This is a genomic window from Streptomyces tailanensis, from assembly GCF_008386495.1.
GTDB classification, from domain to species: Bacteria; Actinomycetota; Actinomycetes; order Streptomycetales; family Streptomycetaceae; genus Streptomyces; species Streptomyces tailanensis.
The window spans coordinates 344,897-371,310 of record NZ_VTHJ01000002.1 but is presented as its reverse complement, the minus strand read 5'-3'; the positions used below and the strand labels follow the sequence as shown (position 1 = coordinate 371,310).

Here is a 26,414-nt window from a genome sequence, read left to right as displayed (position 1 = left end):
TGATAACTATTGGAGCGTAGGTGATCCATCAACGACGTTTACACTTTCTGCATGGAAAACTCGGTGCGGTGGTTGACGTCGGAGGAGCAGCACGCGTGGCGGAGCTTCGTCCGGCTGCATGAGAAGCTCGGTGGCCGGTTGTCCCGCTTGTTGCAGACGGAGTCGAAGGTGTCGGCTGCCGACTTCGCGGTGTTGGTCCATCTGACGGACGTACCGGAAGGGCGGCAGCGTTACCAGGACCTGGCTCGCGAGCTGGAGTGGGAGAAGAGCCGGATGTCTCATCACATCGCGCGGATGGCCGGGCGCGGGTTGGTCGTGCGGGAGGATTGTCTTGAGGACGCCCGCGGCGCGTTCGTGGTGATTACGGAGGCGGGGCGTGCGGCCATCGAAGCGGCCGCTCCGCTCCATGTGGAGGCGGTGCGTTCGCTGTTCCTCGACCATGTCACCCCCGCGGAACTGCGGACGCTGGGTGAGATCTCCGAGCGTGTGGTCGCGAAGCTGGACGAGGACCCGTCCTGAGTCGGCGCCGGCCGCTCCCGTGGCGGCCGGCGCCCAGCCTGCGGGGCTGCTGGGCTCACATGGCCAGGCCGACGGTCGCGGCCGTCGCCGCGGCGACCAGTGCGAGGACGATGGGCGCCATCGCGTTGCCGCGGGTGTCGGGGTTGGCGTAGTCGCCGACCTTGGCGTGGAACGCCACGGCGCCGATCATCGTGATGCCGAATCCGACGGCGGCCGCGATGCCCAAGGGCTGCCAGAAGAGCCCCACGGCCAGGCCCACGGCCGCGGCTACCTCGGCCAGACCGATGAAGCGGACCATGCCCGCGCTCAGGCCCATGTGCGACTGGAGTCCTGCCGAGACGTCGCCCTTGAGCAGTGCCTTCGGGACGCCCGCGCCCAACGCCACCAAGGTGAGCAGCACGCTGAATATGGCGGCGGTGATGTACATGGCGTGGTTCCTTCCCATGCGGCCCACGCCCGGTCGGGACAGTGCGGCCAGAGGTTGCTGTGTCAACAATGCACCTTAGGCCTGCAAGGTTGATGAGTCAATCAATCGCCCTTGGGTGCGGCGCGTTCGTGGTCGTCACCCCTGAGGGGCGGGGGGTGATCGCGGAGGCCGCGCCCCGCCATGTGGAGGCGGTACGCCGCCTGTTCATCGAACCCCTGACTCCCGAGGAACTCCGCACGTTCGCCTGCGTGGCGGACCGCATTGTCGAGCACCTGGAGAGGCAGACCTCCTAGTCGTGGACCGGGCCCACGCCGTGCCTCACATGCCCAGGTTCTCGAACAGCACCATCCCGGCCGCCGTGTTGGACGCGGGTACGTGGTAGGCGTCGTGCACGCGGCGGATCCGTGGCCCCAGGGCACCGCGCATGATCAGCCACATGATGAGCTCGATGCCCTCAGAGCCGGCCTCGCGGATGTAGTCCTCGCGGGTCAGCGCTGCCAGCTTCTCCGGGGCGTGCTCGATGGCGTCGAGGTACATCCGGTCGAAGTCCTGGTTGATCAATCCCGCGCGGGTGCCCGCGAGTTGGTGGGACATGCCGCCGGTACCGAAGACGGCGACCTTGAGGTCGTCGGGGTAGGAGCGGATCGCCTCGCCGAGAGCGTGGCCGAGGGCCAGACAGCGGGCGGCTGTGGGCTGCGGGTACTGGATGACGTTGACCAGCAGGGGGACGACAGCGCACAGCCAGCTCTCCCCGGGGTCGGGGCAGTACACCGACAGTGGCACGGTCAGGCCGTGGTCGACGGCGAGATCCTGGAACACGGTGATGTCGAAGGAGGAGTCGACCAGGCTTTCGATGAGGTGGTCGGAGAACTCCGGGGCGCCGGTGACGGCCGGGACCGGGCGGCTGCCCCATCCTTCGTCCGCCACCTCGTACGAGGCCGCCGCGCCGATCGCGAAGGTCGGTGTGACGGACATGTCTACGGCGTTGGCATGGTCGTTGTAGACGACCACGGCCACGTCCGGAGTGCGCCGGGCCATCCACTCCCGGGCCGGCCCGTACCCGTCGAACAGCGGCTTCCAGTACGGGTCCTCGGTCTTCCCGTGATCCATCGCCGCGCCGATCGACGGTACGTGCGAGGTGGCCAGACCCCACATCACCTCAGCCAAAGCTCCGCCCTCCCGCCTTCAGCGCGTCCGTGAACTCCTCGGTGGTCATACCGGTGAACACGCCGCCGAGGTACTGCATCGACTTCTGGTCCAGGACCGCGAGTTTGAAGACGTAGAAGATGGAGCGGCCCAGCTCCAGCATCCGCGTCCAGTCCCGGCTCAGGACCGCCTCCCGCTGCTCGGCCGTGAGCCCGTACGCCTCGCAGTACGCGCCCTCGTCGGCGCTGAACCTCACCCGGTTGTCGGCGTCCTTCAACGACCCGCAGAGCCGGTTCAGCGCCCGGCCTCGACGGTTGTCGGCGGTGTCGAAGACATAGGTACCCGTGATGTGAAGTGTGCGGGTGGACATGGCTCTCCTCTCCCTTTCCCTTCCTCTTCCGCTGTCGTTTCCGGGCGGCCGGTCAGTGCAGCAGTCCGCCGCCGTCGCAGACGAGCGTCTGGCCGGTGACCATGGCCGCGTCCGGTGAGGCGAGATACGAGACGAGTCCCGCGAAGTGGTCCGGGGTGACGTACTCCCGGATCGCCTGCTGCCGCATGGTCGCGGCGAAGGCCTCGTCGCCGGAGTGGCCCCTGGTGCCGGGGGTGGCGACCTGGGCGGGGGCCACGGCGTTGACGGTGACCCGGTGCTCGCCCAGTTCGCGCGCCATCACCCGGGTCATGCCGATCAGCGCGCCCTTGCTTGCGACGTACGCGAGTTGGCCCGGTGAGCCGGTGAAGAAGGTGCGGGAGGCGACGTTGATCACCCGTCCGCGGTGTGCGCTCTTGACCAGCCATGGCACGCACGCCTGCACCATGAGCAGCGGTCCTACGGCGTTGATGTCGAAGAAGCGGTGCAGTTCCTGCGAGGTGGTCTCCAGCAGACTGCTCCGGCCGGACAGCAGGCCCGCGTTGTTGACCAGGACGTCAACGCCGCCGTAGGTCTCGGCGATCTCCTCGACGGTGCGGCGCGTGGCGGCCGGGTCGCTGACGTCGCAACGCCAGGCTCGTACGCCGGTGATTCCTGTGTTGTCGTCGATCCCTGCCGTGTCGTCCGGTTCGGTGATGTCCAGGGCGGCGACGGTGAATCCGTCGGCGGCCAGTCGGCGGGCGACAGACTCGCCGAGTCCGCCCGCCGCTCCCGTGACCACCGCGACGCGCGTGCCCTGCGTGGTCACGGTGCCTTCTCCTGCGGGTGGGTGGCCAGGGCCTCCACGGTGATGTCCATCCACTTCCACATCGGCAGGGACACCAGGGCGTCGTGCAGTTCCGCCGGGTCGGCCGCCTCGTACAGGCCGATGGTCGCGTTGCGGCCCGGCACCCGCCACAGCCGCTTGAGGATCCCGGCCTCGCGGAGTTCCTGAGCCCGTTCGCGCTCACCCTTGCGCAGGCTGTCGCGGACGTCGTCAGGGGTGTCGGGGGGCAGGGTGTTCTCCGTGCGGACGAGGAATTCCATGTGGGTGTCCTTTCGGGAGGGCTCAGGCCAACTCCAGCAGCAGGTCCGCCAGTTCGGCAGGGGCGGTGACCATGGCCTCGTGGCCAGTGGCGATCTCGTGGAACGGCCAGCCGCGGGCGGCGGCGCGCTCGGCGTGCGGGGTGAACACCCGCATCCAGTCGGTGCATTCGACGAAGGCGCCGGGGACCTGGTCGGCCTTGCCGGTGAGCCGCAGTGGCTCGGTGTAGGTCAGCCACGGGTGCGGGGTGAGGCGGGGGCCGAGCCAGTCCAGGTCCGGCTGTTCCTCCACACCCAGAACGCTCAGCGAGCGCACCGGGATGAGCCGGCCGAAGCCGGGCCCGGCCACGGACTCCCGGTAGTGGCCCGCGACGGTGGCGGGCAGCAGGTCGATCGCCGCGTCCCCGTCGTCGCCGACGAAGGCGTCGAGGTGGACCCGCCTGGCCAACCGCTCCGGGATGCGGTCCGCGACCCCGGTGACGACCTGACCGGCGTAGCTGTGCCCGACGAGCACCACGTCCCGCAGATCGTGGGCCTCGACCAGGGCCACGACGTCCTGGACATGAGTGCCGAGGCCGACCTGCGGGTTGAGCAGGTGGGCGCGGTCGCTCACCCCCGTGAGCGTGGGGGCGTGCACCTCGTGCCCGGCCGCGCGCAACCTCGGTGCCACACGCTGCCATACCCAGCCGCCGTGCCAGGCCCCGTGCAGGAGGACGAAGACACTCATGCCGGCACGTTTCCTCGCTGCTCGCGGGCCAGCATCTTCGCCAGCGCGCGGCGTCCGCGCAGGGCGGCCAGGTCGGAGCGGATGCTGGACTCGGCGGTGCCGCCCGGGTCCGTGGCGTACATCAACTCCTGGGCCTCCAGGGCGTCGACATCCTCCTGCATCACCGCGAGCTGCTGCTTGTGCTCGGTGTAGTAGTCCCACATGTGCTGCTGGGCGGGCAGACACTCCATGGCCTTGCGCTTCCTTTCGAAGACGGCCGTGATGTCGAGCAGGACGTTCGGCTTGAAGTCGCACTGCTCGGGCTGGTGCGGCTCGAAGAAGAACACCGGGGGAGCGCCCAGGGGCTCACCGGGCGCGTCGTAGCCGACCGCCTGCGCGAGCACGCGTGCCTGGAGCGCCATGCGGGCGGCGGCGGGGTGGTCGCCGTTGTAGGGGTCGGCGAGGGTATGCGTGAGGACGACGGCGGGGTTCACCTCCCGGTACACGCGGACGATGCGGTCCACCAACTCCGGTGTCTCCAGCAGGGGGTAGTCCCCGGCGTCAAGGAACTCGATCTCCGCGCCCAGCGCGGCGGCGGCGTTGGTGGCCTCCGTGCGGCGGAGTTCCTTGATCTCGTCGAGGCGGAGGCCCTCCCGCCAGGCACGGGCGGACTCGCCGCGTTCGCCGAAGCTCAGGCACAACACCTTGGCGCGCTGACCGCGTTCGGCGGCCAGGGCGATGGCGCCGCCCGCGCGCCAGACGAAGTCGCCTGCGTGGGCGCTGATCACCAGCAGGGCGCCGTCGGAGGGTTGGGGGGTGGTGGAGGCCATCTGGACTCCTCGGGATGTGAGATGGGAGGGGGACGTCTGCCGGGCGATCGGGAAGGCGGCGGGATGTTCGTCGACGAGCGGTCGGCAGACGGCGTTGCCCGCGACGAACAGTGTGCCGACCTCGCGCTCGGCGAGCGTCTGCCAGACGTAAACCGGATCCAGTCCCCCTGCCGTGCCGTGCCGTGACCACCCGCCGCCCACCAGCAGGGTGCCCATGGTGTTGAACAGGCCGGTGGCGTGCATCAGAGGGACGACCGGCATGGTGGTGGGCGCTCTGCCTTCGTGGTGAGCGGCGACCGCGAACGACGCGGCGTCGTCGAGCGTTTTCGGCAGTTCGGTGACGCCGGCCTGCCGGAGGACCGGGATGGAGTGGAGCAGATCGCCGAGCTGCCACATCACGCCCTTCGGCTTGCCTGTGGTGCCGCCGGTGTACATGAAGAGCCGGTCCGATCCTGGACGCGGGCGCGGCTCACGTGGTGCGTGTGCCGCCAGGAGGTCCTCCAACTCCGGTACGTCGGGCCCGGCCGGGCCGTCGGCGGGCGGGTCTCCCGCGCGGACGAGCAGCTTCAGCGTCCGTACATGTCCGGCGGCGTGCGTGACCCGGTCCGCCAGGGCGCCGCCGAAGACGAGCGCCGCCGCGTCCGCGTCCGTGAGCAGCTCGGACAACTCCTCGCCGGGGTAGCGATAGTTGGCGTTCGCGGGGACGGCGCCGAGCTTGAACGCGGCATACACCGTCTCCAAGTACGCGGCGCCGTTGTACAGGTAGCAGGCCACTGTGTCGCCCGCCCGCACCCCGGCATCCTCCAGCGCGGCCGCCAGGCGCGACGCGCGATCGTCGAACTCCCGGTAGGTCAGCTCGCGCCCGGGCTCGGCGATGGCGACGGCATCGGGCAGATCCTTCAGGGCCCGGAGCATACCTACGCTCGGGGAAACGCCTTACCGGCTCCCTGTTCAGGAGGACCACATGCTCGACGGCCGAGTCGCCATCGTCACGGGTGCGGGCCGCGGCCTGGGGCGGGCCTACGCCCGTGCGCTGGCGGCGGCGGGTGCCGCTGTCGTCGTGAACGACCTCGACGCCGACGTGGCCGCGGACACCGTCGACGTGATCAGCGGGGCGGGAGGCTCGGCCGTCGCCCATGCCGGCGCGGTCGGCAGCTCCGAGTTCGCCGATGCGCTGGTCGAGCGGGCCGTCGCCGAGTTCGGCCGCCTGGACGTGATGATCACCAACGCCGGCGCGCTGCGGGACAGGACCCTGCGCAACGTCACCGACGAGGACTTCGACCTCGTCGTCACCAGCCATCTGCGCGGAACGTTCACCTGCGGCCGCGCGGCGGCGGCGCGCTTCCGCGAACAGGGCGACGGCGGCCGGATCGTCCTCGTGGGCTCCCCCGCGGGACAGCGCGCAAGCTTCGGCCAGACCGCCTATTCGGCCGCCAAGGGCGCGATCGTCGCGATGACCCGTACCTGGGCTCTCGAACTCGCGAAGAACGACATCACCGTCAACGCCGTCGTACCGACCGCCCTGACCCGTATGGTCGCGACCATGCCACGCATCGGCGACCTCGTGGCGAAGGTGGACGCGGGCGAGCCGGTTCCCGAGGGAGCCCACCGCCAGGGGGGGGCTCGCCGGACGACGTCGCCCCGCTGATCGTGTACCTGGCGTCGAAGGAGTCGGCCGACGTGACCGGTCAGGCCATCGCCGTCGGAGGAGACCGGATCGCCCTGTGGACGCACCCCGGCGAGATCGCTCCACACCTCCGGCCGGGCGGCTGGACCTCCGAGGCGGTGAGCGAGCTCTTCGCCGACGCGTACGCGAACCAGCTGCAGGAGTTCAGGCCCACACCGCTCGACCTCGAAGCCATCGGCAGCATCTGACCCGTACGCCACGACCGGATCGGACCTGGCCTGGCAGCGCGGCTCCTCACCGGCCGCGATGAGCGCGACGGAGGCCATCGCGTACTGCCGCGACCTTCCCGAGCCCGCCATGTGCTGGGCCCTGAATACGACGACGGCTACACCAACCACCGCAAGCTCACCACCGGATACGTCCGCTGCGAACGATGAACGCGGCGATGTCCGGTTCTCGCCGGTCCGCGGTAAATGCCTGGACTGAGACCCTCCCTCGACGGGACACTTCCGACTTCCGAACCTCCGGGAGTGTGATGGGGACAACAGATACGCGAGGGCCCATGCCGGGCAGGAGCGCGGTCGTTCTGGCACTGCGCCGCTACGGCCGGGAACTGCTGCGACTACGACGGCTGGCCTTACCCGCGATGCTGTTGCCGGCCGTGGGCAACATCGGCATCCGCTACGTCGCCCCCCTACTGATCGCCAAACTGGCAGCACAGGCAGCCGACGACGGTGGTCTCACCCTCAGCTCGGCGCTGCCGTACGTGCTGGGCTTCGGCGTGACGCTGCTGCTCGCCGAGGCCGTGTGGCGGATCGGGCAACACTGCCTGAACCGCGTGGACGCCCTCGGCATGGAGCACCTGTACGTGAGCGGTATGGACGAACTCCTCGCCAAGGACGCGGCATTCTTCCACGACAACTTCGCCGGCTCCCTGACCAAACGGGCGCTCAGCTTCGGCAAGCGCTTCGAGGACTTCGTCGACACGTTGACGTACCGGATCGTGGGCAGTCTCGTCCCCCTGGTGTTCGGTGCCGTGGTGCTGTGGAGCTACGAACCGATGCTCGTCGTCGGCCTTCTTGTGATGATCGCGCTGACCGTGGTGGCCGCGACGCCTCTGATCCGTCGCCGGCAGAGGCTCGTCAACGACCGTGAGGCGGCGATCGCCAGGGTCTCCGGCCACGTCGCCGACAGCCTCATGAACATGGAGACCATCCGGGCGTTCGCGGCCGAGCGGCGGGAGGCCGACGAACACCGCAGCCGTGTCGCGGACTCCCGGCGCCTGACGCTGAGGTCGTGGGACTACGGCAATCTGCGCGTCGACACCCTGATCGCCCCCATGTCGGTACTGACCAACGTGCTGGGTCTGTTGGTCGCCATCGCCTTCGGCGGCTCGGGCCAGGGAGTCGAGGAGATCGTCGTCGCTTTCACCTACTACTCCAACGCCACACAGATCATGTTCGAGTTCAACCAGATCTACCGGCGTCTGGAGAGCTCGATGACCGAGGCCGCGCAGTTCACGGAGCTGCTGCTGGATCCGCCCACCGTGCTCGACCCGACGAAACCCGAACCGCTCGCACCGAGGGACAGCGGCATCCGCTTCGAGGCGGTGACCTTCGCCCACACGGGTGCGAAGCCGATTTTCCAGGGACTCGACCTGGACGTGCCCGCAGGCGCACGGATCGGTCTGGTCGGCAGGTCCGGCGGCGGCAAGACCACGCTCACCCGGCTGCTGCTGCGGATGTCGGACATCGACGACGGACGCCTCCTGATCGGTGGTCAGGACATCACCCGGCTGCGCCAGACCGATCTGCGCTCACTGATCGCCTACGTCCCGCAGGAACCCGCCATGTTCCACCGCAGCCTGCGGGACAACATCGCCTTCGCCCGGCCCGGCGCCACCGACGAGGAGATCCACGCGGCGGCCGCGGCCGCGCACGTCACGGAGTTCGCCGACCAACTCCCTGACGGCTTCGCCACTCTGGTGGGGGAGCGGGGAGTCAAACTCTCGGGCGGCCAGCGTCAGCGCGTCGCCCTCGCCAGGGCCATCCTGCGTGACGCCCCGATCCTGCTGCTCGACGAGGCGACCAGCGCGCTGGACTCGGAGAGCGAGCTCCTCGTCCAGGACGCCCTGTGGCGGTTGATGGACGGACGTACGGCCCTCGTGGTCGCCCACCGCCTGAGCACCGTCGCCGGCATGGACCGTCTCGTCGTCCTCGACCGCGGAAGCGTCGTCGAGCAGGGCACCCACGAGGAACTGCTCGCGGCGGAGGGTGCCTACGCCAAGCTGTGGCAGCACCAGTCGGGCGGCTTCCTCGGCGAGAGCACCGAGTCGGCCCTCGGACGCCTCGTCCCAGAAGCCGGTCCCAGCGGGCTGCCCGGACCGGCCGACCCGGCGCCGGACGGGGGCCGCGGGACGTGGTCGCACGCCCGTACGGGCACCGGGTCCACGTGACCGAGTCGGTTCCCGGACATCCTCGACCGCCGGCGGCGCCCCCCGCTAATACGTCCGTCGCGTGCGGCAAAATGCGAAGCGCCCGGGGAAAAAACGACTGCGTCTCCCGGACCGGCTGCCGCGGTCCGGGAGTACTCCTACGACTCCGATGAGCACACGCCTACTGCAGGACGCTCTCAGTGGGGTGTTGTGCCCAGAGATTCGACAATGTAGCTTTCTGAACATGTTCACTGAACCTGTTCAGTCTCGCGCTGCAAAGCGGGAGGCGACGCGGCAGAAGGTGCTGGCTGCAGCCGAGCGGCTGTTCCGCGAGCAAGGATTCGGTGCCACAACGATCCGTCAGATCGCTGCCGATGCGGCAGTCAGCACCGGGACTGTGATGTCGGTCGGCGACAAGGACGCACTCCTGGTCGCCATCTTCGACCGCTGGATCGATGTCGTACACCAAGAGAGAAAAGGTGCCGACGGACCAGCTTCCGGCTCGCTGACCGCAGACGTCGCGGTAGACGCAGTCATGGCTCTCTTCGAGCCTTTCATCCGATACTTCGCACGCGACGAGGAACTCTCGCGCGAGTACGCGGCGATCATCGTGCGAGGAGAACGCGAGTCGGCGATCTTCCAGAACCTCGCGCTGTCTCTGATCGCCGAGATCGATGGAGTGCTCACGCGAGCGGGTCTGTCCGGCGTCGATGCCGGTTGTGGGGCGCGCGTCAGCTACTTCTCGTATCTCGGCATCCTCATGACCGTCTCCAACGGTGCCATCAGTGAGCATGACGCAATCGACCAGCTCCATGAGGTGATCGAATTCGTGATCGCCCATGAAGGAGGAGACGAATGACCGACACGCCCCATTACTGGTGGCTCACGGCACTGCTGGCGCTCGTCCTGTTCGGCGACGCCGTGATGTCGTTGCGCCCGCCGGGCTTCATCCAGCGGTGTCTCGACGGGGTCCGGCTGCCGCGAGACTGGTGGTGGATCCTCGTCGTGATCAAGCTCCTGGCGGCGGCTGGACTGGCAGTCGGCCTCAAGTACCCCGGTGTCGCGTTCACCACGAACGTCGCCGTCATCGGGTACTTCATATGTGCGGCGTATGCGCACTTCCGGGCGCGGTTCCTCAAGCAGGAGTTCTGGCTCAACTGCCTGGGTATGCTGGCCTTCTCGGTGGCTGTGCTCATCGTGTGCTACGCGGTGTGATGCAGTTGTCGGACCGTGGCGGCGCTGGGGCGTGATTCTCGGGGCGCAGACCGACCAGACAGGTGCGGTCGCAACGCGGGCAGGACACGGCGTCGAATGACCGCGTGACCGAACCGGCGGACAGGCCGTGCGCTCGGTGACCGCCCCGCTCCGACACGAAGAGCGCTGCACCCTGCCACTGTTGCCCGGCGGCGACGCGATCCGGGAGGGTGCGCGGCCAAGTGGCGTTCGTCGCCTGCCCGTTCCGCTGCGGGGTGCCCAAACCGCCTGTCCATGCGGCCTCTTAGCCAGGGCTTGGCCCGGAAATCCCCCGGAACGGCTGGTCAGAGGTGAGACACCGGTGGGAGGAATCGGGAGTAGGGTCGAATGTCGGCTCGTGATCCAGGTGCACCCGGAAATGGGCGCCTGACGGGTATCTTCCCTGGTCAGGCGCCCATTTTCTGCGTCTAGAAGAAGCCCAGCTTCTTCGGCGAGTACGACACCAGCAGGTTCTTCGTCTGCTGGTGGTACAGGTGGCGCACACTCGTTGACCTGCGCGGATGGCGTAAGTGAGGGCCTTTCTGTAACACCATGGCCCGTGGCTGGTCCGGATCCTGCCTGAGGGAGCTGCTGACAGGACCGGAGGCGGCTCTGCTGGCACCGCCTGTGCTGAACTTCCCGGGATTCCCCAGGAGTTTCCGGCTCAATGTGCACTGGTTGTGCACTGGGCCCGGGGCGTGGCCTACTCCTCGTGGGTGTACCAGCGGGACTTCGCGATGCAGGGCGCGATAGTGTCCCGCCGAGTGGTGTAGCAGCGATCATGGTGAAAGCGCAGCTCGCGGGCCTGGTTCGCGTGGCGGCCCATTGAGCTGACCTGACGCTGCGTCAGTGCGCCCTGCCCGCGACGCTGCGACGCTGCGACGCCGGTATGGGCTCGGCCTTCATCGAGGCCGGGCCCGCGGGTTCCACGACGGCGGCCGCCGTCGCCTGACGGGCAGTCAGGCCGGCGGTGGCGGCGGGGCGGGCCGATGGGGGCGCGACCTGCAGCTTCACCTTGATCGCTGCTACACCACATGGCGGGACATGACCCAGGGCGCAGCCGACGGGGGCGATATGCCGAGTTGCTGAGCTGCTGTGCAAGATGGAGTCTGCGATTTTCATCGAGGGCGAGTAGGTGCCTCGCGGCGAGCACATGCGGAAGAAGTCGCACCACTCGATGGTGGTGCCGATGAGGCTTACGGTGACGACGCGCTTGAGGTTGTTCGGCGTCGGTGGAGCGGTTGCTGCCGAGGCCAGGTGCGCCGCTTCCTTGTGTGCGGTGGGGACGGGTTCGTGTCGGAACATCGTAGGAATCCGCAGGTCAGGCGCACATGTGGTGGGACAACATAGTTCGGGGCCGGAGTGTGAGCGTGGCCTCCACCTCTGCCTCTCAAAATCCGGACCAGGCGCTCGATCGGCGGCAGGACAGACGGTGTCAGGGGTGCGTGATTCGGGGTGGCTTGACGTGCAGGCTTGGTGCTGAATACGCAGCGTTGAACTCCGGCCTTTGGGGCTGGGCGGCAACTCGTTGGCTGTGGCGGCGGTGCCTGGCCCCCTCGCGTCACCCGCGGTGGTGCGGGCTGTGGCCAGTTTGCGGTCGTCGATGTCGACGGCGATGATCTTCGCCGCCCCGGACAGGTTCGCCCCGGCCGACTTTCCCGGTGTTGATTGCGGCACCGATTCCGGCCATCACGCCGCAGCCCAGCAGTCCGGCGACCTGCGGGGCGACCGACGGGTCGACCTTGGTGCACTGCCCGGCCGCGACCAGCGTCTTCTCCGCGAAGGCGCCGATACCGAGTGCCGGGGAGAGTTCCTGGCCGGTCGAGGCCAGGGCCATCTGCTGCGTGGCGTTGTGCGTGTTGAAGCAGTACCAGGGCCGGCCGCGCAGACAGGCCCGGCAATTCCCGCACAATGCCCGCCAGTTCAGGATGACGAAGTCTCCTGGCTCGACGTCGGTGACCCCCTCGCCGACCGACTCCACCACGCCCGCCGCCTCGTGGCCCAGCAGGAACGGGAAGTCGTCGCTGATGCCGCCCTGTTTGTAGTGCAGATCGGTGTGACACACCCCGCATGCCTGCACCTGTACCACGGCCTCGCCCGGGCCCGGATCGGGCACCACGATCGTCTCCACCCGCACCGGTTCGTCCCTGCCCGCTGCGATCACGCCGCGTACTTCTTGCGCCATGGGTCAACTGCCTTTCTGGGATTCCGAGTAGTCGTGGAAGCCGCGCCCCGACTTCCGGCCAAGCAGTCCGGCCTCCACCATGCGCAACAGCAACGGAGGTGCGGCGTGCAAGGGCTCCTTGAAGTCGGCGTACATGGCGTCGGCGATCGCCGCGAGGGTGTCCAGGCCGATCAGGTCGGCCAGGCTCAGCGGGCCCAGGGGGTGGGCGCAGCCGAGGACCATGCCCGTGTCGATGTCCTCCGCGGAGGCGAAGCCGGACTCCAGCATCCGGATCGCGGAGAGCAGGTACGGCACCAGCAAGGCGTTGACCACGAAGCCCGCCCGGTCCTGGGAGCGGATCACCTGCTTGCCGAGCGTGCCCGTCACGAACCCCTGTGCCCGGGCCTGGGTTTGAGGGCTCGTCAGCAGGGACGGCACGATCTCCACGAGGCCGAGGACCGGGACCGGATTGAAGAAGTGCACCCCGATCACCTGGTGCGGGCGCGTGGTGGCCGTGCCCAGTTTCATGATGGGCAGCGAGGAGGTGTTCGACGCGAGCAGCGCGTCCTCGCGTACGACGGTGCGGTCGAGGGCGGCGAACAGGTCGAGCTTCACTGCCTCGTCCTCGGTCGCCGCCTCCACCACCAGGTCCCGGTCGGACAGGTCTACGAGGTCGGAGGTGACCCGCACCCTGCCCAGCGCGGCGTCGCGCTCCTCACCGGTGAGCTTGCCGCGCCGTACGCCCCGGTCGAGCGAGGCGGCGATCCGGGACCGACCGGCCTTCGCCGCCTCCGCGTTCACCTCGTGCACCACGACGTCCAAGCCGGCCCGGGCGCAGACCTCGGCGATGCCCGCGCCCATCAGGCCGCAACCGACGACGCCGACCCCGCGCACGTCCGAGCCCGGCCCGGCGCTCACCGGAAGGCCGCCTGCCCCGTCAGCGCCTGGCCGATCATCAGCGTGTGCATCTCGACGGTGCCTTCGTAGGTGAGGATCGACTCGAGGTTGTTGGCGTGCCGGATCACCGGGTACTCCAGCGAGATGCCGTTCGCGCCCAGGATGGTGCGGGCAGTCCGGCAGATCTCCAGCGCGCTGCGGGTGTTGTTGAGCTTGCCGAAGCTGACCTGCTCGGGGCGCAGCCCGCGGTCGTCCTTGGCCCGGCCGAGGTGGAAGGCGAGCAGCGTGCCCTTGGCAAGCTCGATGGCCATGTCGGTCAGCTTGGCCTGCGTCAGCTGGAAGCCACTGATCGGGCGGCCGAACTGCACCCGGTCGCCCGCGTAGGCCAGGGCCGCCCGGAACGACGAGCGGGCGGCGCCCATGGCGCCCCAGGCGATGCCGTACCGGGCCTCGTTGAGGCAGGACAGCGGTCCCTTCAGCCCTCGCACCTCCGGCAGAACGGCGTTTCCAGGGAGGCGTACGGAGTCCAGGACCAGCTCGCTCGTCACCGACGCCCGCAGCGACAACTTGTGCTTGATGGCCGGAGCCGAGAAACCGGGGGTGTCGGTGGGCATGACGAAGCCGCGGACGCCGTCGTCGGTGCGGGCCCAGACCACCGCCACGTCGGCGACCGACCCGTTGGTGATCCACATCTTGCGGCCGTCGAGGATCCAGTCGTCGCCGTCGCGACGGGCGGCGGTGCGCATGCTGCCCGGGTCGGACCCCGAGTCGGGCTCGGTGAGGCCGAAGCAACCGATGGCGGTGCCGGCCGCGAGCCGGGGCAGCCACTCCTCCTTGTGCTCCTCCGACCCGAACGCCCAGATCGCGTACATGGCGAGCGAACCCTGGACCGAGACGAGCGAACGCAGACCGGAGTCGGTTGCCTCCAGTTCGAGACAGGCGAGGCCGTAGTCGATCGCGCTCATACCGGCACAGCCGTAGCCCTCCAGGTGCATGCCCAGAAGGCCCAGCTCGCCGAGTTCCTTGGTGAGTCCGCGGATGTCCTCGACCGCGCCCCGCTCGAACCACTCGGCGATGTGCGGTTCCACGCGCCGGTCGCAGAAGGTGCGTACGGCGTCGCGCACGGCGTGCTCGTCCGGGGTCAGCAGGCTGTCAATCTCCAGAAGGTCGAGGGGGTCGGCCGGACGGCCGGAGTTCTGCGCGTGCATCGGGGCTCCAAAGCGAAGAGAAGCGAGGAGAGACGAGACGAGGGGAGAGCAGAGGTGAAGGGGGATGGGGATGGGGGCCGCCGGTCCTGAGGGGGAGTTGGCCGACGACCCCCGGCCATAGGGATCAGGACGTCGCCGTCGGGCTGATGATGAAGTTGCTGAAGCCGCCGTTGCGCTCCGCGATGCCGCTGATGGCCTCGTTGACCTGCTCCAGCGGGATGACCTGGTGCTCCAGCGGGCTCAGGTCGAGCAAGCCCGCCTCCACCATGTCGGCCATGGTCTGGCCCTCGCCGGAGGTGAACCACGCCGAGCCGATGAGCCGCAGCTGCTGGTCCATCATGCGGTGGATGTCGATCGGCAGGTCACCGGCGACGGCGCCGATGTTCACCGCGATGCCGCCGCGGGCCATTGCCCGCATGCCGGCCAGGAAGGTCTCGTGCGGGGCGCCGGGGCCGAGGGCGTCGATGTAGATGTCGACGCCGTAGTTGTCGGTCTCCTGGTGGATCCAGTCGTCCAGCGGGCCGTCGTTGAGGGAGTGCAGGTGCAGTCGGCCGCCGCCCAGTTTGTCGACCTGGTCGAGGAGGCCCTGGTCGCGGCCGGTGCCGTACACCTCGGTCAGGCCCATGGCGGGCGCGAGCAGGGCGGCGCCGATGCCGAGGGTGCCGCTGATGCCGTTGACCAGGACCGACTTGCCCGGACCGGCGCCGGCCTTGCGGAGGGCGGAGTACATGGTGCCGAGGTAGCCGAAGCGGGCGGCGGCGTTGAAGGACAGGTTGTCGGGGAGCTTCACCAGGGAGTAGGCCGGGGCGACCATGTACTCGGCGAGGCCGCCCTGGTAGCGGTCGAGGAGGTCGATCGCGGTGGGGGAGAAACCGAAGTACCCGGCGAAGGCGTAGCTGGCGCAGTTGATCGAGTCGTTGTTGCGGCAGGACCGACAGGACCCGCAGCTGCGGCCCGGGTTGACGTACACCCGGTCGCCGACCTTCCAGCCCTGGACTCCCTCGCCGACCGCCTCGACCACACCGGCCGGGTCGAGCCCGAAGATCGCCGGGAGCGTGGGCAGGGGGCTGTGCGGGAACCACGTGGTCCACATGCTCAGGATGTTGGCGAGGTTCGGGACGATGTTGACGGCGTGCACGGCCACCCGGACGTCGCCGGGGCCCGGCTCGGGAACGGGGAGTTCCTCGATCAGCATGGGCTCGCCGACTTGGTGCATCCGCGCGGCTCGCATGGTCGCACTCATGGCCACTCCTTCGTGGTGTGGAGATGTCGCCGGTGGAGCCGGCCCCCATCTCATGGGTCGGGGATGTGGATGTGTGTGGGGGGCGGGATACGTGGGGCTCTCTGGGGTGTGGAGCTCTGGGAGACGCGGTTCTGCGGTGGGCTTTCGAACCGCACCACCGGTGCCGTCAGTACGGGGTTGCCGTCGTCGTACGGCGTGATCGGTCGCCCGGCGGTCCGGACGGACCGCCCGTACGGCGTGCGTGATCTCAGTCGTCCAGCAGCGTCGTCAGCCGCTGCCGCTGGAGTTTCCCGGTCGCCCCTCGGGGCAGTGCCGGGACGACGCAGAGGCGGCGGGGCCACTTGTGGCGGGCCAGCCGTCCGTCGAGGTGTGCGCGGACGTCGTCGAGCGTCGGTTCGCCCGAGTCGGAGACGAGGAACGCGGTCACGACCTCGCCCCACACCTCGTCCGGCGTCCCGGACACCGCGGCCTCGACCACGCCCGGAAGGTCGGCCAGCGCGTTTTCGACCTCGGCGGGGTCGACGTTCTCGCCGCCGGTGATGATGGTGTCCTTGACCCGGCCGACGACTTCCAGCCGGCCCTCGGCGTCGACCCGTCCCCGGTCGCCGCTGTGGAACCAGCCCTCGTCGTCGGTGGCGGGCCGCAGCCCGGTCGCCGTCCAGTAGTGCGAGGTGACCGACGGCCCGCGCACCCAGATCTCACCGGCGACACCCGCCGGGGCGGGCGCCCCCGCCCCGTCCACGACCAGCAGCTCGACATGGGGCACGGCACGCCCCGCGACAGCGGCCGCCGTGTCGAGCGGTGAGTACGTCACCCCGGCACAGGTCTCCGTCAGCCCGTAGGAGTCGGCGACCCCGATACCGCGCTGATGGAGCTGCGCCCGGGTCGCCGCCTGGGCCGGTGCCCCGCCGGACAGGATCCACCGCAGCGAGTCCAGATCGCCGCTGGTGAAGCGGGGATGCCGGGCCAGAAGCGCGGCCATGGCGGGCACCGCGAACGCGCAGGTCACCCGGTGGTCACGGACCAGGTCGGTGAACAGGTCCGGGTCGAACCTCGGCGCCAGCACCACCGTTCCGCGCCGCGCCCAGGTGTACTGCGGAAGCCCGCCCAGTACGGCCACGTGCGCCAGCGGCGTGGAGACGAGGGCGACATCGTCCTCGCCGACCGGCAGCAGGGACAGGCCGTTGACCATGCTCCAGCGCAGGTTGTCGTGCGTGAGCGCGACGCCTTTGGGGCGGCCGGAGGTCCCGGACGTGAACGCGATGATCGCGACATCGGATCCGGCGGGCGGCTCGGGATCGGGGGCCGGCGCCGACGTCTCGTCGTCGGGGTGCAGATCGTCCCAAGTCAGCCGGAAGCACGTACCACCGCCGTCGCCGGGCCCAGCGTTCAGGAAGCGCTCGTCGCCGACCACCGCACGCGGCGCGGTCTCCTCGCGGAACACCGCCAACTCGCCATCGGTCACCTGGGGATGGACTGGTACGAGGACCGCGCCCATCCGTGTCACGGCGAACAGCGTGATCAGCGCCTCGGGCCGGGCCGTCCCCTGCATCACGACCCGGTCGCCCCTGCGCACCCCGAACTTGTCGAGACGGGCGACCGTGCGCCGCACGGCCAGATCCAGCTCGGCGTAGGTCCAGGACCTGTCCGCGAAAACCAGGGCGGTCCGCGAGCCGGCCTCGGCCGCGCTCGTCACGAGGTGGGCGCCGAACCACACCTCGGTGGAGTCTCCGGTCATGCGCGCACCTCCTTCGTACGGCGGGCGCGGGCGAGTGCGCCGAGGGTGGCCCCCGCGAGGTCGGCGGGAGAGACGGGCGGGTCCTGCTGGAGCAGCCGACGGGCCGCGAGATGCTCGGCGGGCCAGTTCAGTGTCTCCACGGCCACCAGCCGCTCGTCGCGGAAGGCGTACGCGGCCAGCCGTTCCGGGGTGTCACCGGGCACCACCCGCACCTCGTCGGTGCTCGCCCGCAACCCAGCGATCTGCAGCTTCACCGGACCCTGGTCGCTCCAGAACCACGGCAGGCTCTCGTACGGCCCGGCGGCGCCCCCGGCGATACGGCGGCCGACGAGCGCTCCCTGGTCGATGGCGTTCTGCACGGATTCCAGCCGGACCAGGCCGTCTGCATGCGGATGCGGATGCCGGGCGCAGTCGCCCACGGCAAAGACCCGGGGATCGGAGACCGAGCGCAGCTGCTCGTCCACGACGACCCCGTCGTCGACCGCCAGACCTGCGTCGCGGGCCAGTTCGTCCCTGGGCGCGGCCCCGATGCCGTAGACCACGAGGTCGGCGGGGAGCGGACCCTGGCCAGTGAGGACCTGGCAGACCTGCCCGCCCTTGCCCTCGATCCGTTCGACGGCCGTTCCGGTGTGGATCCGGATGCCGTCGCGCTCGTGCCGCTGCCGCAGATGCTCCTGGAGTTGAGGCGAGACGGCGCGGCTGAGCAGCCGGTCGGCCAGTTCGACCACCGTCACGTTTGCTCCGCGTGCCCGGGCGACCTGGGCCAGTTCCAGTCCGATGAACCCGCCGCCCACGACCACCACGTCACGGGCCGTCGTCAGCGCCCGGCCGATCGCGAGTGCGTCGTCGAGGGAGCGCAGCGCGTGGACGCCCGACAACTCGGCGCCGGGGACGGGCAGCGGACGGTTGCGCGCGCCGGTCGCCAGGACGAGGTGCTCGTACGGGACGCGCTCGCCCGAGCCGGTGGTCACCGCGCAGGCCGCCGTGTCGATGGCGGCGACGTACTCGCCGAGCCGCAGATCGATGTCCCGCTCGCGGTAGAAGGTCTCCGGCACCAGGTCGACGCCCAGGCCCTCCGGTTCGGTGTGGGCCTTCTTGGACAGTGGGGGCCGTTGGTACGGCAGCCGGGGCTCGTCGGTGAAGACGGTGACAGGGCCCTCGTACCCGGCGCCGCGCAGGGCCTGGACGACGCTGAACCCGGCCTGTCCGCCCCCGACGACGACCACACCCGAGCCTGCGCCGGGGGCGCTCATACCTGCTCCTCGGGGATGTGGACGACCAGCCCGTCGAGTGCGTCGGAGACCTGGACCTGGCAGCTGAGCCGGCTGGTGGGCCGGCGTTCGGCGGCGGTGAAGTCCAGCATCTCGTCCTCGACGTCGTTCGGCGGCCCCACCAGTTCGCCGTGCCGTTCGTCGACGTAGACGTGGCAGGTGGCGCAGGAGGCGTTTCCTCCGCACTCCGCGACGATGCCGTCGACGCCGTTCGACACGGCCGCCTGCATGAGAACCGTCCCGGCATCGGCGGTTACCTTGCGTTGGGTGCCGTCGGGCAACTCGAAGATGACGATGGGCATGAAGTCCTCCCGGTGGGGACGGCTCTAGTGGCTCCGCAGGGCTCTCAGGGCCCCGGCGGGGCTCAGGCTTGCCAGGTGACGTTCAGCGAGGTGAGTCCCCGGAACACCCAGCCCTCCATGCGGTCCTCCGCGCCTTCGACGAGGCGGAGTCCCTTGAGGCGGCTGAAGAGGAGGGGCCAGGCGAGCGCGCTGACCTCGTGGCGCGCGACCCACGCGCCCATGCAGAAGTGCGGACCGCCCCCGAAGGCGAGATGCGGCCGGTGCGGCCGGTCGATGTCGAACGCATCGGCCCGTTCGAAGACCGACTCGTCCCGGTTCCCCGAGGCGATGACGAGGGCCACGCGGCTCCCGGCGGGAAGAGCGACGCCCGCGATCTCGTAGTCCTGGCTGAGCTGGCGCGGATACATGCCGATCGGGGAGATCCAGCGGGCGGTCTCCTCGAAGACCCGCTTCCAGAGCCCCGGATCGGCCACGACCCGGTCCCGTACGTCCGGGCGTCGCAGCAGTGCCTGGGCGCCGACCCCGAAGACGTCGCGCGGTTCGTTGACGCCGCCGCCGATGATGACCTTGATGTTGTTCTGGATCTCGGTCAGCTCCACCGGATCGGCCGCGTGGACCATGGAGGAGATCACCGAGCCGTCGGGCTCGCGGCGGGCGGCCTCGGCCATCTCGGCCACCGCGTCCTCGATGGCCCGGGTGGCCTGCTCGGCACGCAGCCAGATGTCGTGGTCGTCGGCGTAGTTGCCGTTCGCCGCCATCATCGCCCGCGACCAGTCGGAGATGTCGCCGGCGCTCGCGTTGCGCAGCCCCAGGACCACGGCCAGGTTGGCCGCCGCGAGCGGCTCGGCGAAGTCGCCGATCAGGTCACCCTCGCCGCGCCCGGCGATCCGGTCGAGCAGGTTGTGCGCGTTGCGTTCGAAGGTCCCCGCCCACAGGTCGCGGACCTGGCGGGGGCGGGTCGGCGGCTCGGCCGCGGCCCGGAGCCGCCGGTGCTCCGGGTCGTCCTCACGGAGCAGATTGGAGCCGACTGTGCGCAGCAGCAGCGAGCCCTCCTCGCGGGAGCTGAACACCTCCGGCAGCTTCTCCGCGTGGACGATGTCCTCGTACCGGGTCAGCAGATGCCGTCCGACCGCCGGCACCCACGCAAGCGGGGCGGTGCGGCGCAGCTCCGTGTAGGCCGGGTACGGGTCGTCGCGCAGCTCGGCGAGATCCAGCTCGACGACGGGTGCACCCGGGGCAGCGGCCATCAGGGCGCTCATGCGGTGCCGCCGGCGCCCATCAGGACGAAGAAGACCGTGGCGGGCTCGGTGCCGGGGTTGCGCCAGGCGTGCCGGGTGGCGTTCTGCACGACCAGGTCGCCGGGCCCCAGCGTGGCGACCTCACCGCCGTCGAGGTCGAGGACGATCTCACCGCTCAGGACGACGCCGTAGTCCACGGTGGGCGTGGTGTGCATGCCCGGGTTGTCGGGCTCGAACAGCTCCGCCAGACCCGGGGTGGCCTCCAACTGCTCGTCGGCGGCGGCCGCCGGGTCCCAGGCCGGGTCGGCGTAGACACTGGCCGGCGGGAAGGTGACGGTCAGGGCTATCGTCTCGCCGGGGGCGGGCACGAACGACTTCAGGGACTCCGTCGGGTCGGCCGACGGAACGGCGGGCGCCGCCGTGTTCCACACCACGGACCGGGCGAAGCCGGGGGTGTGGGTGTACTGACGGGTGCGCGGCGGCTCGCCGTCACTGATGATCACGGGCTTGCCGCTCGGGCTGACACCGGTGACGACACGACGGACCATGATTCTCTCCCTTGAGAAACCGAACGGGGGCGTCAGGTGAAGGTGGCTGAACGTTAAAGCACTTAGGAGATATTCGACAGAGGTGTGACAGTCAAAGTTCTTACGAATTTGAAAGGTGGCGTCACCACGGGCTTCGGGCAGTCGCCGAGGGGCCGGGCGCGGTCGTTCAGTCTGCGGCCGGGGTCTCCTGATTGACCAGGGTCCGCAGCAGGTGAACCAGCTCACCGAGCTGGTCGTCGCGCAGGACGGCGGTCCATGCCCGCTCCCGCAGGGTCTGGGCCTCGATCGCCTTCCGCAGCGTCTCGCGACCCTCCTCGGTGAGCTCGACGATCAGCTGGCGGCGGTCGGTCTCGTCGCGCCGGCGAGTGACGAGGCCGCGGTTCTCCAGGGTCGTCAGCGCGCTGGAGATGCTGGCGCGCGTGGACCCGGAGACCCGGCCGATGTCCTGCTGGGCGAGCCCGTCGTAGGCCCACAGAGCGTTCAGGATGCGGAATCCCGCCCAGGTCAGACCGAGCGGCCGGTGGACGTGCTTCTCGAAGTCCTTGGTGAGCCGGGCTTCGAGGCGGGTGAGGTCGGTGACCATCTCGATCGCGTCGAGATCCCGCGGATCGGTGGTGCCCAGCTCGCGATGGTGGTGGCGCAGCAGCTCCGAGAACTCCCGGGTCCGGTGCAGACTTGTGGCTTCCGCTTCTCCAACGGTGTCCGTCACGTTCTCCCGCCCTCTCTGGTCCGACCGGACCGCAGTCAGCCGCCGATGACCGGGTTGACCATAGTGCCGACGCCCGTGACCTCGGTCCGCAGGACCTTACCCTCGGTCAGGTAGAGCCGAGGAGTGCGGCGGACCCCGCAGCCTGCGGGGGTGCCGGTGAAGATCAGGTCCCCGGGCTCGAACGTCACCCGCTTCGACAGCCAGGCGATCAGCTCGGGCACGCTGAAGATGAGGTCCGAGGTCCGGCCCCGCTGTACCTCCAGGTCGTCGACCCACCCCGCCACCTCGATGTCGTTCGGGTCCTCGAACTCGTCGACCGTGACCAGGTACGGGCCGATCGGGCTGAAGGTGTCGTACGACTTCGGCAGCGTGAACTGGTTGATCGGCTTGCGCCACTGCTCCTTGCGGTCGCTGATGTCCTGACCCGCGGTGACACCCGCCACGTAGGACCAGGCGTCGGCCTCGGGGATGTTCTTGCCGGTCCGTCCCATGACCACCACGAGCTCGGCCTCGAAGTCGACCTTGTCGTACTGCGCCTCCACCACGATGGAGTCGTACGGTCCCACCACGGACGAGGCGAACTTGGCGAACACCGACGGCTCGTCCGGGACGGGCAGGTCGGACTCCTCGGCGTGCGCGCGGTAGTTCAGGGCGACGCCGATCGCCTTGTAGGGCTTGGCGACCCGGCCCAGGTCAGGCTGCTCGAACGGCTTCCAGTCCGGCTCCTCGGCCCGCTCGGCGAGGGCGCGCAGCTCGTCGTGGAGGGAGAGGTCGGAGAGCACCTCAAGGCGCGGCTCGATCGCTCCCTTGCTGGCGTCCGCGATGTCGAGGGCGAGGTCGTCGCGGACGACCACCGGGCGGCCGGCGAGGTTGGCGAGCTTCATGCGGCTTCTTCCTTCTTCTCGGTCGGTTCGGGCAGGGGCAGTGCGAGGTCGCCCTCGACCTGGACCCCGAGGGTGTTGATGACGGTGGCGATGGTCAGGTACTGGCCGACGGTGTAGAGGACGTCGATGACCTGCTCGGTGCCGAGGTGGGCCGTCAGCCGTTCCCACAGCTCGTCGTCGACGCCCTGGCGGTCGAGGAGTGAGTCGGTGGCGGTGAGCAGCACCCGGTCCAGCTCGTCCAGTCCGTCCCAGTCGCCGGTCGCGGCGGCCAGGATCGTGTCCTCGGTGAGCCCGGCGCGGCGGGCGATCCGGACATGCTGGTCCCACTCGTACGCGGCCCGCGCCCGGGCGGCGATCCGCAGGATCATCAGCTCCCGGGACTGCAGCGGCAGGGTGTTCTTCCCCAGCACGTGGTTGCCGAAGACGATGAAGCGGCGCAGCGCGTCCTCGTGGTGGGCCAGGGTCGCCCAGATCGTGTAGACCCGCCCGTCCTGATCGCGGTACGGCGCCAGCGACGCCAGTGTCTTCTCGTGCAGCTCGCCCTCGTCGACGGGCTGCAGGCGGGCCTTCTCGGGCACTACTCCCGACATCGGGGACCTCCTCGGCTCGATGGCGTCAACGTATTAGTCAGTGCCTTGACCGTCAAGGGTCTAACAAATATCGTCTTCGTCATGACGATCCAGAGCCTTGGGTACGTGGGCATCGGTGCGCCCGACCCGGATGCATGGGCGGAGTACGCCCGGACAGTGATAGGCCTCGCGGTCGAGCCGGGGGAGCCCAGTGACTTCGCGCGCCACCGCCTGCGTATGGACCAGCACCCGTTCCGCATGTGGCTGACCGAGGCGGAGACCGGCGGTGTGACGGTCATCGGCTGGGAGGTCCGCGACTCGGCCGCGATCGACGAGATGACCGTGCGGCTCAAGGAGGCCGGCGTCGACGTCACCGCCGGCACGGACGAGGAGTGCCGGGACCGCCAGGTGGCCCGCATGGTGCACTTCACCGGCCCGCTCGGCATACGCACCGAGCTGTTCTGCGGCCGCCGCCTCGCCCCCAGCCAGTTCGTCTCACCGCTGGGCGTCGACTTCGTGACCGGCGAGCAGGGGCTCGGGCACGTCGTCATGAAGACCCCGCACGTCCAGAAGGCGGTGGACTTCTACTGCGACGTCCTGGGCTTCCGGCTCAGTGACACCGCCGACTACCCCTGGGGCACGTTCTACTTCCTGGGCTGCAACCCGCGGCACCACAGCATCGCCTTCATCCGGTCGTACAAGAACGAGGGAACGCACCACATCCTGTGCGAGGTGACCAGCCCGGAGGAGGTCGGCCGCGCCCTCGACCGGACGCGTGAGCACGACGTACCGCTCATGGCGACACTCGGCAAGCACGCCAACGACGGAATGTTCTCGTTCTACATGACCTCGCCGGCCGGCTTCGGCATCGAGGTCGGCGCGGGCGGAGTGCAGGTCGACGAGAGCACGTGGGTCAGCCGTACGTACACGGCCGACATCTGGGGCCACCACCCGGTCTCGTAGTCCGACTTCGTGTCCCTCGACCCCTGAAAGAAGGCGGGCCGTATCCCATGCTTCTCGAGAGCTATCTGCAGGACACCTGGGTGGTGCCATCTGCCGCCGAATCAACGGCAGTTGACGTGCACGACGCCGTCACCGGCAAGACGGTCTGCCGCGTCTCCTCCCAAGGCCTCGACCTCGCGGGCGCGTTCGACCACGCGCGCCGCGCAGGCGGCCCCACACTGCGCGCGCTGAGCTTCCATCGGCGGGCCGACCTCCTGGACGCTGTCGCCACGGCCGTCCGCGCCCGCCGCGAAGAGCTGTACGCCCTCTCGACCCGCGCCGGCGCCACCTTCAACGACGCCCGCTACGACGTCGACGGCGGCATCCGCGTCCTGCGCGACTACGCCGCCCGCGCCCGCACCGAACTGCCGGACGCACCCCACCTGGTGGAAGGCCCCGCCGAACGCCTCGCCCGCGGCGAAGACTTCCTGGGCGTCCACCTCGTCACCCCCTCCCCGGGTTTGATGCTCCAGGTGAACGCCTTCAACTTCCCGGTGTGGGCGCCGCTGGAGAAGCTCGCCCAGGCGGTGCTGGCGGGCATGCCCAGTGTGGTGAAGCCGGCCACCCCGACCGCATACCTCACCGAGCACCTGGTCCGCATCGTCACCGACGCCGGCGCCCTGCCGCCCGGAGCCCTGCAGATGGTCGTCGGCTCGGTACGCCCGGCACTCGGCCTGCTCGGCGAGCAGGACGTCCTCTCCTTCACCGGCTCCGCCGCCACGGCTGCAACGCTGCGCACACACCCCAACCTGGTGGCCCGCTCCGTCCGCTTCAACGCCGAGGCCGACTCCGTCAACGCCATCGTGCTGGCCCCCGACGTCACCCCGGGATCACCCCTGTTCGAGGCGTTCGTGCGCGAGGTGGTGACCGAGATGACGGTCAAGGCGGGCCAGAAGTGCACCGCGATCCGTCGCGTCCTCGTCCCCCGCGAGCACGAGGCCGCAGCGCTCGACGCGATCGCCTCCGAACTCGCCGGGGTGACCATCGGCAACCCCGCAGCGGAGGGCGTGCGGATGGGGGCCGTCGTCAGCCTCGCCCAGCGCGACGACGTACGACAGGCGGCGCGGCAGATCGCCAAGTCCGGACGCTTCGTGCACGGCGACCCCGAACAGGTGCGTGTGGTGGACGCCGACCCCGAGCGGGGGGCGTTCCTGGACACCCTCCTTATCTCCGCGGACCCGGACGCTTCCGCCCCTCACGCGGTGGAACCGTTCGGCCCGGCCGCGACCGTGCTGGCGTACCGCGACACGGCCCACGCGACGAACCTGGTGGTGCGCGGTCGGGGTAGCCTCGCCGCCTCCGTCGTCGGCGACGACCTCTCCTGGACCACCGCCTTCCTCCAGGACGTGGCCCCCTGGCACGGACGGCTCCACCTGCTGGACTCGACGAACATGGCGCAGACAACCGGGCACGGATCACCACTGCCCGCCCTGAGACACGGCGGACCCGGTCGCGCCGGCGCAGGATCGGAGATGGCGGGCACCCGCGGCGTCGTCGATCTGATGCAGCGAACGGCACTCCAGGCCTCGCCACGGCTGCTCAACACGCTGTACCCCGCGCCGCCTTCCCCGGCGGTCGAATCCCTGTGATCGTCGTGGTCGGCTTCCGCAGGCGTTGCTCTTCGAGCACCTGTGGCACTGCGTTCTTTCCGTACGACAGGCTGCGCCTGACCGCAGCCGCCGGGGGCATCCAACGGGCGGGGCTTCGCCGAACTCCTGACGCCTTGCGCAGGAAATGCCGACGCACTCTCGCGCTGGATCGTCCAGGTCCGCGCAGTCGATCTGCCTCACCTGCACGCCTTCACCCGGGGCCTGGAGCGGGACCTCGACACCGTGATCGCCGCGCTCCCGCTTCCGTACAGCAACGGCCCCACCGAGGGCGTCAACACCAAGACCAAGCGGATCGCGCGCCAGATGCACGGACGAGCAGGCTTCACCCTCCTTCGCCACCGCATCCTCCTCGGATAGCGGCACGCTCCGTCACCACCGAATGTGAGACAGAGCCGTTAAGTTGACACACCCTCGCGCGGGCCAGAGCATTGAGGTCCTCTTCCGCCACTACGCCAAGTTCCTGGACGGCGTCCGAGAGCAGGCCAACCGCCTCATCGAGCAGTCCATGCAGGAGTGGGACCGCGTCAGCCAGGGCACGGAGTCTGAAGGGTGAGACGGGGTTTGGTCCGTGACTGGTCCGGAAGTACTGGTCAGGAGCGGGACAGTGGTGGGAGGAACTGGGAGCTATGACGTAAGTCGGTCCTTGCTCCGGGCGGGCC

27 protein-coding genes and 5 pseudogenes are annotated in these 26,414 nt (G+C 69.6%); 10 read left to right on the top strand and 22 right to left on the bottom strand.

All coding sequences use genetic code 11. The features are described 5' to 3' along the window. The first annotated feature begins 51 nt into the window (after nt 1-51). Entirely contained in the window at nt 52-519 is a 468-nt protein-coding gene (locus tag F3T56_RS03560) for a MarR family winged helix-turn-helix transcriptional regulator (RefSeq protein WP_149823157.1), read from the top strand. A 55-nt stretch (nt 520-574) separates the two neighbouring features. Here F3T56_RS03560 and F3T56_RS03555 read toward each other — a convergent pair whose 3' ends face one another. Next, on the bottom strand, nt 575-946 hold the full coding sequence (locus F3T56_RS03555) for a DoxX family protein (RefSeq protein ID WP_172638787.1): 372 nt from the start codon (nt 944-946) through the stop codon (nt 575-577). A gap of 92 nt (nt 947-1,038) precedes the next feature. Here F3T56_RS03555 and F3T56_RS03550 point away from each other — a divergent pair, with 92 nt between their 5' ends. Further along, on the top strand, nt 1,039-1,239 hold the full coding sequence (locus F3T56_RS03550) for a hypothetical protein (protein WP_149823155.1): 201 nt from the start codon (nt 1,039-1,041) through the stop codon (nt 1,237-1,239). A 25-nt stretch (nt 1,240-1,264) separates the two neighbouring features. Here the strand turns inward: F3T56_RS03550 and F3T56_RS03545 are convergent, their stop codons facing one another. The 7 genes and pseudogenes from F3T56_RS03545 to F3T56_RS03515 all read right to left on the bottom strand — a co-directional run. Further along, nucleotides 1,265-2,104, bottom strand: a complete 840-nt coding sequence (locus F3T56_RS03545; protein WP_216372921.1) for a class III extradiol dioxygenase subunit beta — start codon at nt 2,102-2,104, stop codon at nt 1,265-1,267. Nucleotide 2,105: 1 nt separating this feature from the next. After that, nucleotides 2,106-2,462, bottom strand: coding sequence for a protocatechuate 3,4-dioxygenase (locus tag F3T56_RS03540; protein WP_149823153.1), 357 nt, complete (start codon nt 2,460-2,462; stop codon nt 2,106-2,108). A 52-nt stretch (nt 2,463-2,514) separates the two neighbouring features. Continuing rightward, nucleotides 2,515-3,267 carry an SDR family NAD(P)-dependent oxidoreductase gene (locus F3T56_RS03535; RefSeq protein ID WP_149823152.1) on the bottom strand — a complete coding sequence of 251 codons (753 nt, stop codon included), beginning with the start codon at nt 3,265-3,267 and terminating at the stop codon, nt 2,515-2,517. Then, a complete protein-coding gene (locus F3T56_RS03530; protein ID WP_149823151.1) occupies nt 3,264-3,545 on the bottom strand; it encodes a muconolactone Delta-isomerase family protein in 282 nt (93 codons plus the stop codon). The genes F3T56_RS03535 and F3T56_RS03530 overlap by 4 nt, the downstream gene beginning before the upstream one ends. 22 nt (nt 3,546-3,567) lie before the next feature. Next, nucleotides 3,568-4,269, bottom strand: coding sequence for an alpha/beta fold hydrolase (locus tag F3T56_RS03525; RefSeq protein ID WP_149823150.1), 702 nt, complete (start codon nt 4,267-4,269; stop codon nt 3,568-3,570). A 182-nt stretch (nt 4,270-4,451) separates the two neighbouring features. Beyond that, a pseudogene (locus F3T56_RS03520) lies at nt 4,452-5,078 on the bottom strand (PIG-L deacetylase family protein); the annotation flags it as partial. 69 nt (nt 5,079-5,147) lie between these two features. Beyond that, nucleotides 5,148-5,993, bottom strand: a pseudogene (locus F3T56_RS03515) (AMP-binding protein); the annotation flags it as partial. 49 nt (nt 5,994-6,042) lie between these two features. Here F3T56_RS03515 and F3T56_RS03510 point away from each other — a divergent pair. The 4 genes and pseudogenes from F3T56_RS03510 (at nt 6,043) to F3T56_RS03495 (ending at nt 10,354) form a co-directional block, all read left to right on the top strand. Then, nucleotides 6,043-6,953: pseudogene (locus F3T56_RS03510) on the top strand (SDR family NAD(P)-dependent oxidoreductase). A 287-nt stretch (nt 6,954-7,240) separates the two neighbouring features. Beyond that, on the top strand, nt 7,241-9,160 hold the full coding sequence (locus F3T56_RS03505) for an ABC transporter ATP-binding protein (RefSeq protein WP_149823149.1): 1,920 nt from the start codon (nt 7,241-7,243) through the stop codon (nt 9,158-9,160). Nucleotides 9,161-9,383: 223 nt separating this feature from the next. Continuing rightward, on the top strand, nt 9,384-9,998 hold the full coding sequence (locus F3T56_RS03500; RefSeq protein ID WP_149823148.1) for a TetR/AcrR family transcriptional regulator: 615 nt from the start codon (nt 9,384-9,386) through the stop codon (nt 9,996-9,998). Then, the gene (locus F3T56_RS03495) at nt 9,995-10,354 is read left to right on the top strand and encodes a DoxX family protein (RefSeq protein WP_149823147.1); all 360 of its coding nucleotides are present in this window, start codon (nt 9,995-9,997) and stop codon (nt 10,352-10,354) included. The genes F3T56_RS03500 and F3T56_RS03495 overlap by 4 nt, the downstream gene beginning before the upstream one ends. 446 nt (nt 10,355-10,800) lie before the next feature. On the opposite strand, the gene F3T56_RS49230 is transcribed toward F3T56_RS03495, so the two are convergent. From F3T56_RS49230 to F3T56_RS03430, 14 genes and pseudogenes are all read right to left on the bottom strand, one after another. Beyond that, nucleotides 10,801-10,926, bottom strand: coding sequence for a hypothetical protein (locus F3T56_RS49230; RefSeq protein ID WP_281291798.1), 126 nt, complete (start codon nt 10,924-10,926; stop codon nt 10,801-10,803). A gap of 292 nt (nt 10,927-11,218) precedes the next feature. Then, the gene (locus F3T56_RS45985; protein WP_172638769.1) at nt 11,219-11,677 is read right to left on the bottom strand and encodes a hypothetical protein; all 459 of its coding nucleotides are present in this window, start codon (nt 11,675-11,677) and stop codon (nt 11,219-11,221) included. Between the two features lie 270 nt (nt 11,678-11,947). Beyond that, nucleotides 11,948-12,557: pseudogene (locus F3T56_RS03485) on the bottom strand (alcohol dehydrogenase catalytic domain-containing protein); the annotation flags it as partial. A gap of 3 nt (nt 12,558-12,560) precedes the next feature. Further along, nucleotides 12,561-13,454: a 3-hydroxybutyryl-CoA dehydrogenase gene (locus F3T56_RS03480; protein ID WP_281291797.1), complete on the bottom strand. Its 894-nt coding sequence runs from the start codon at nt 13,452-13,454 to the stop codon at nt 12,561-12,563. Beyond that, nucleotides 13,451-14,641, bottom strand: a complete 1,191-nt coding sequence (locus F3T56_RS03475) for an acyl-CoA dehydrogenase family protein (RefSeq protein WP_149823146.1) — start codon at nt 14,639-14,641, stop codon at nt 13,451-13,453. Before F3T56_RS03475 ends, F3T56_RS03480 begins: the two co-directional genes overlap by 4 nt. Before the next feature lie 124 nt (nt 14,642-14,765). Beyond that, complete coding sequence (locus F3T56_RS03470; RefSeq protein ID WP_149823145.1) at nt 14,766-15,884, bottom strand: alcohol dehydrogenase catalytic domain-containing protein; 1,119 nt, start codon at nt 15,882-15,884, stop codon at nt 14,766-14,768. Nucleotides 15,885-16,131: 247 nt separating this feature from the next. Continuing rightward, nucleotides 16,132-17,622 (bottom strand): class I adenylate-forming enzyme family protein, encoded by a 1,491-nt coding sequence (locus F3T56_RS03465; protein ID WP_149823144.1) that lies wholly within the window; start codon nt 17,620-17,622, stop codon nt 16,132-16,134. Further along, nucleotides 17,619-18,875, bottom strand: coding sequence for an NAD(P)/FAD-dependent oxidoreductase (locus F3T56_RS03460; protein ID WP_149823143.1), 1,257 nt, complete (start codon nt 18,873-18,875; stop codon nt 17,619-17,621). The genes F3T56_RS03465 and F3T56_RS03460 overlap by 4 nt, the downstream gene beginning before the upstream one ends. Further along, on the bottom strand, nt 18,872-19,195 hold the full coding sequence (locus F3T56_RS03455) for a 2Fe-2S iron-sulfur cluster-binding protein (protein ID WP_149823142.1): 324 nt from the start codon (nt 19,193-19,195) through the stop codon (nt 18,872-18,874). Before F3T56_RS03455 ends, F3T56_RS03460 begins: the two co-directional genes overlap by 4 nt. A 62-nt stretch (nt 19,196-19,257) precedes the next feature. Next, complete coding sequence (locus tag F3T56_RS03450) at nt 19,258-20,442, bottom strand: cytochrome P450 (RefSeq protein WP_172638786.1); 1,185 nt, start codon at nt 20,440-20,442, stop codon at nt 19,258-19,260. Nucleotides 20,443-20,450: 8 nt separating this feature from the next. Further along, nucleotides 20,451-20,981, bottom strand: a complete 531-nt coding sequence (locus F3T56_RS03445) for a cupin domain-containing protein (RefSeq protein WP_149823140.1) — start codon at nt 20,979-20,981, stop codon at nt 20,451-20,453. A 166-nt stretch (nt 20,982-21,147) separates the two neighbouring features. Further along, nucleotides 21,148-21,690, bottom strand: coding sequence for a MarR family winged helix-turn-helix transcriptional regulator (locus F3T56_RS03440; RefSeq protein WP_246203377.1), 543 nt, complete (start codon nt 21,688-21,690; stop codon nt 21,148-21,150). 35 nt (nt 21,691-21,725) lie between these two features. Continuing rightward, entirely contained in the window at nt 21,726-22,574 is an 849-nt protein-coding gene (locus F3T56_RS03435) for a fumarylacetoacetate hydrolase family protein (RefSeq protein ID WP_149823139.1), read from the bottom strand. Next, complete coding sequence (locus F3T56_RS03430; protein ID WP_149823138.1) at nt 22,571-23,164, bottom strand: carboxymuconolactone decarboxylase family protein; 594 nt, start codon at nt 23,162-23,164, stop codon at nt 22,571-22,573. Before F3T56_RS03430 ends, F3T56_RS03435 begins: the two co-directional genes overlap by 4 nt. Nucleotides 23,165-23,245: 81 nt before the next feature. On the opposite strand from F3T56_RS03430, the gene F3T56_RS03425 reads away from it, so the two are divergent. From F3T56_RS03425 to F3T56_RS03410, 4 genes and pseudogenes are all read left to right on the top strand, one after another. Continuing rightward, the gene (locus tag F3T56_RS03425) at nt 23,246-24,106 is read left to right on the top strand and encodes a VOC family protein (protein WP_149823137.1); all 861 of its coding nucleotides are present in this window, start codon (nt 23,246-23,248) and stop codon (nt 24,104-24,106) included. A 47-nt stretch (nt 24,107-24,153) separates the two neighbouring features. Beyond that, nucleotides 24,154-25,734 (top strand): phenylacetic acid degradation bifunctional protein PaaZ, encoded by a 1,581-nt coding sequence (paaZ, locus tag F3T56_RS03420; RefSeq protein ID WP_149823136.1) that lies wholly within the window; start codon nt 24,154-24,156, stop codon nt 25,732-25,734. 96 nt (nt 25,735-25,830) lie between these two features. After that, nucleotides 25,831-26,112: pseudogene (locus F3T56_RS03415) on the top strand (transposase); the annotation flags it as partial. A gap of 43 nt (nt 26,113-26,155) precedes the next feature. After that, nucleotides 26,156-26,308 carry an integrase gene (locus F3T56_RS03410; protein WP_149823135.1) on the top strand — a complete coding sequence of 51 codons (153 nt, stop codon included), beginning with the start codon at nt 26,156-26,158 and terminating at the stop codon, nt 26,306-26,308. The last annotated feature ends 106 nt before the right edge of the window (nt 26,309-26,414 follow it).

Bases quoted from the DNA above. Each gene is read 5' to 3' on its own strand.
- F3T56_RS03560 (WP_149823157.1), top strand. From the start codon at position 52: ATGGAAAACTCGGTGCGGTGGTTGACGTCGGAGGAGCAGCACGCGTGG.
- F3T56_RS03555 (WP_172638787.1), bottom strand. From the start codon at position 946: ATGTACATCACCGCCGCCATATTCAGCGTGCTGCTCACCTTGGTGGCG.
- F3T56_RS03550 (WP_149823155.1), top strand. From the start codon at position 1,039: ATGAGTCAATCAATCGCCCTTGGGTGCGGCGCGTTCGTGGTCGTCACC.
- F3T56_RS03540 (WP_149823153.1), bottom strand. From the start codon at position 2,462: ATGTCCACCCGCACACTTCACATCACGGGTACCTATGTCTTCGACACC.
- F3T56_RS03530 (WP_149823151.1), bottom strand. From the start codon at position 3,545: ATGGAATTCCTCGTCCGCACGGAGAACACCCTGCCCCCCGACACCCCT.
- F3T56_RS03525 (WP_149823150.1), bottom strand. From the start codon at position 4,269: ATGAGTGTCTTCGTCCTCCTGCACGGGGCCTGGCACGGCGGCTGGGTA.
- F3T56_RS03505 (WP_149823149.1), top strand. From the start codon at position 7,241: ATGGGGACAACAGATACGCGAGGGCCCATGCCGGGCAGGAGCGCGGTC.
- F3T56_RS03500 (WP_149823148.1), top strand. From the start codon at position 9,384: ATGTTCACTGAACCTGTTCAGTCTCGCGCTGCAAAGCGGGAGGCGACG.
- F3T56_RS03495 (WP_149823147.1), top strand. From the start codon at position 9,995: ATGACCGACACGCCCCATTACTGGTGGCTCACGGCACTGCTGGCGCTC.
- F3T56_RS49230 (WP_281291798.1), bottom strand. From the start codon at position 10,926: ATGGTGTTACAGAAAGGCCCTCACTTACGCCATCCGCGCAGGTCAACG.
- F3T56_RS45985 (WP_172638769.1), bottom strand. From the start codon at position 11,677: ATGTTCCGACACGAACCCGTCCCCACCGCACACAAGGAAGCGGCGCAC.
- F3T56_RS03475 (WP_149823146.1), bottom strand. From the start codon at position 14,641: ATGCACGCGCAGAACTCCGGCCGTCCGGCCGACCCCCTCGACCTTCTG.
- F3T56_RS03470 (WP_149823145.1), bottom strand. From the start codon at position 15,884: ATGAGTGCGACCATGCGAGCCGCGCGGATGCACCAAGTCGGCGAGCCC.
- F3T56_RS03465 (WP_149823144.1), bottom strand. From the start codon at position 17,622: ATGACCGGAGACTCCACCGAGGTGTGGTTCGGCGCCCACCTCGTGACG.
- F3T56_RS03460 (WP_149823143.1), bottom strand. From the start codon at position 18,875: ATGAGCGCCCCCGGCGCAGGCTCGGGTGTGGTCGTCGTCGGGGGCGGA.
- F3T56_RS03455 (WP_149823142.1), bottom strand. From the start codon at position 19,195: ATGCCCATCGTCATCTTCGAGTTGCCCGACGGCACCCAACGCAAGGTA.
- F3T56_RS03450 (WP_172638786.1), bottom strand. From the start codon at position 20,442: ATGGCCGCTGCCCCGGGTGCACCCGTCGTCGAGCTGGATCTCGCCGAG.
- F3T56_RS03445 (WP_149823140.1), bottom strand. From the start codon at position 20,981: ATGGTCCGTCGTGTCGTCACCGGTGTCAGCCCGAGCGGCAAGCCCGTG.
- F3T56_RS03435 (WP_149823139.1), bottom strand. From the start codon at position 22,574: ATGAAGCTCGCCAACCTCGCCGGCCGCCCGGTGGTCGTCCGCGACGAC.
- F3T56_RS03430 (WP_149823138.1), bottom strand. From the start codon at position 23,164: ATGTCGGGAGTAGTGCCCGAGAAGGCCCGCCTGCAGCCCGTCGACGAG.
- F3T56_RS03425 (WP_149823137.1), top strand. From the start codon at position 23,246: ATGACGATCCAGAGCCTTGGGTACGTGGGCATCGGTGCGCCCGACCCG.
- paaZ (WP_149823136.1), top strand. From the start codon at position 24,154: ATGCTTCTCGAGAGCTATCTGCAGGACACCTGGGTGGTGCCATCTGCC.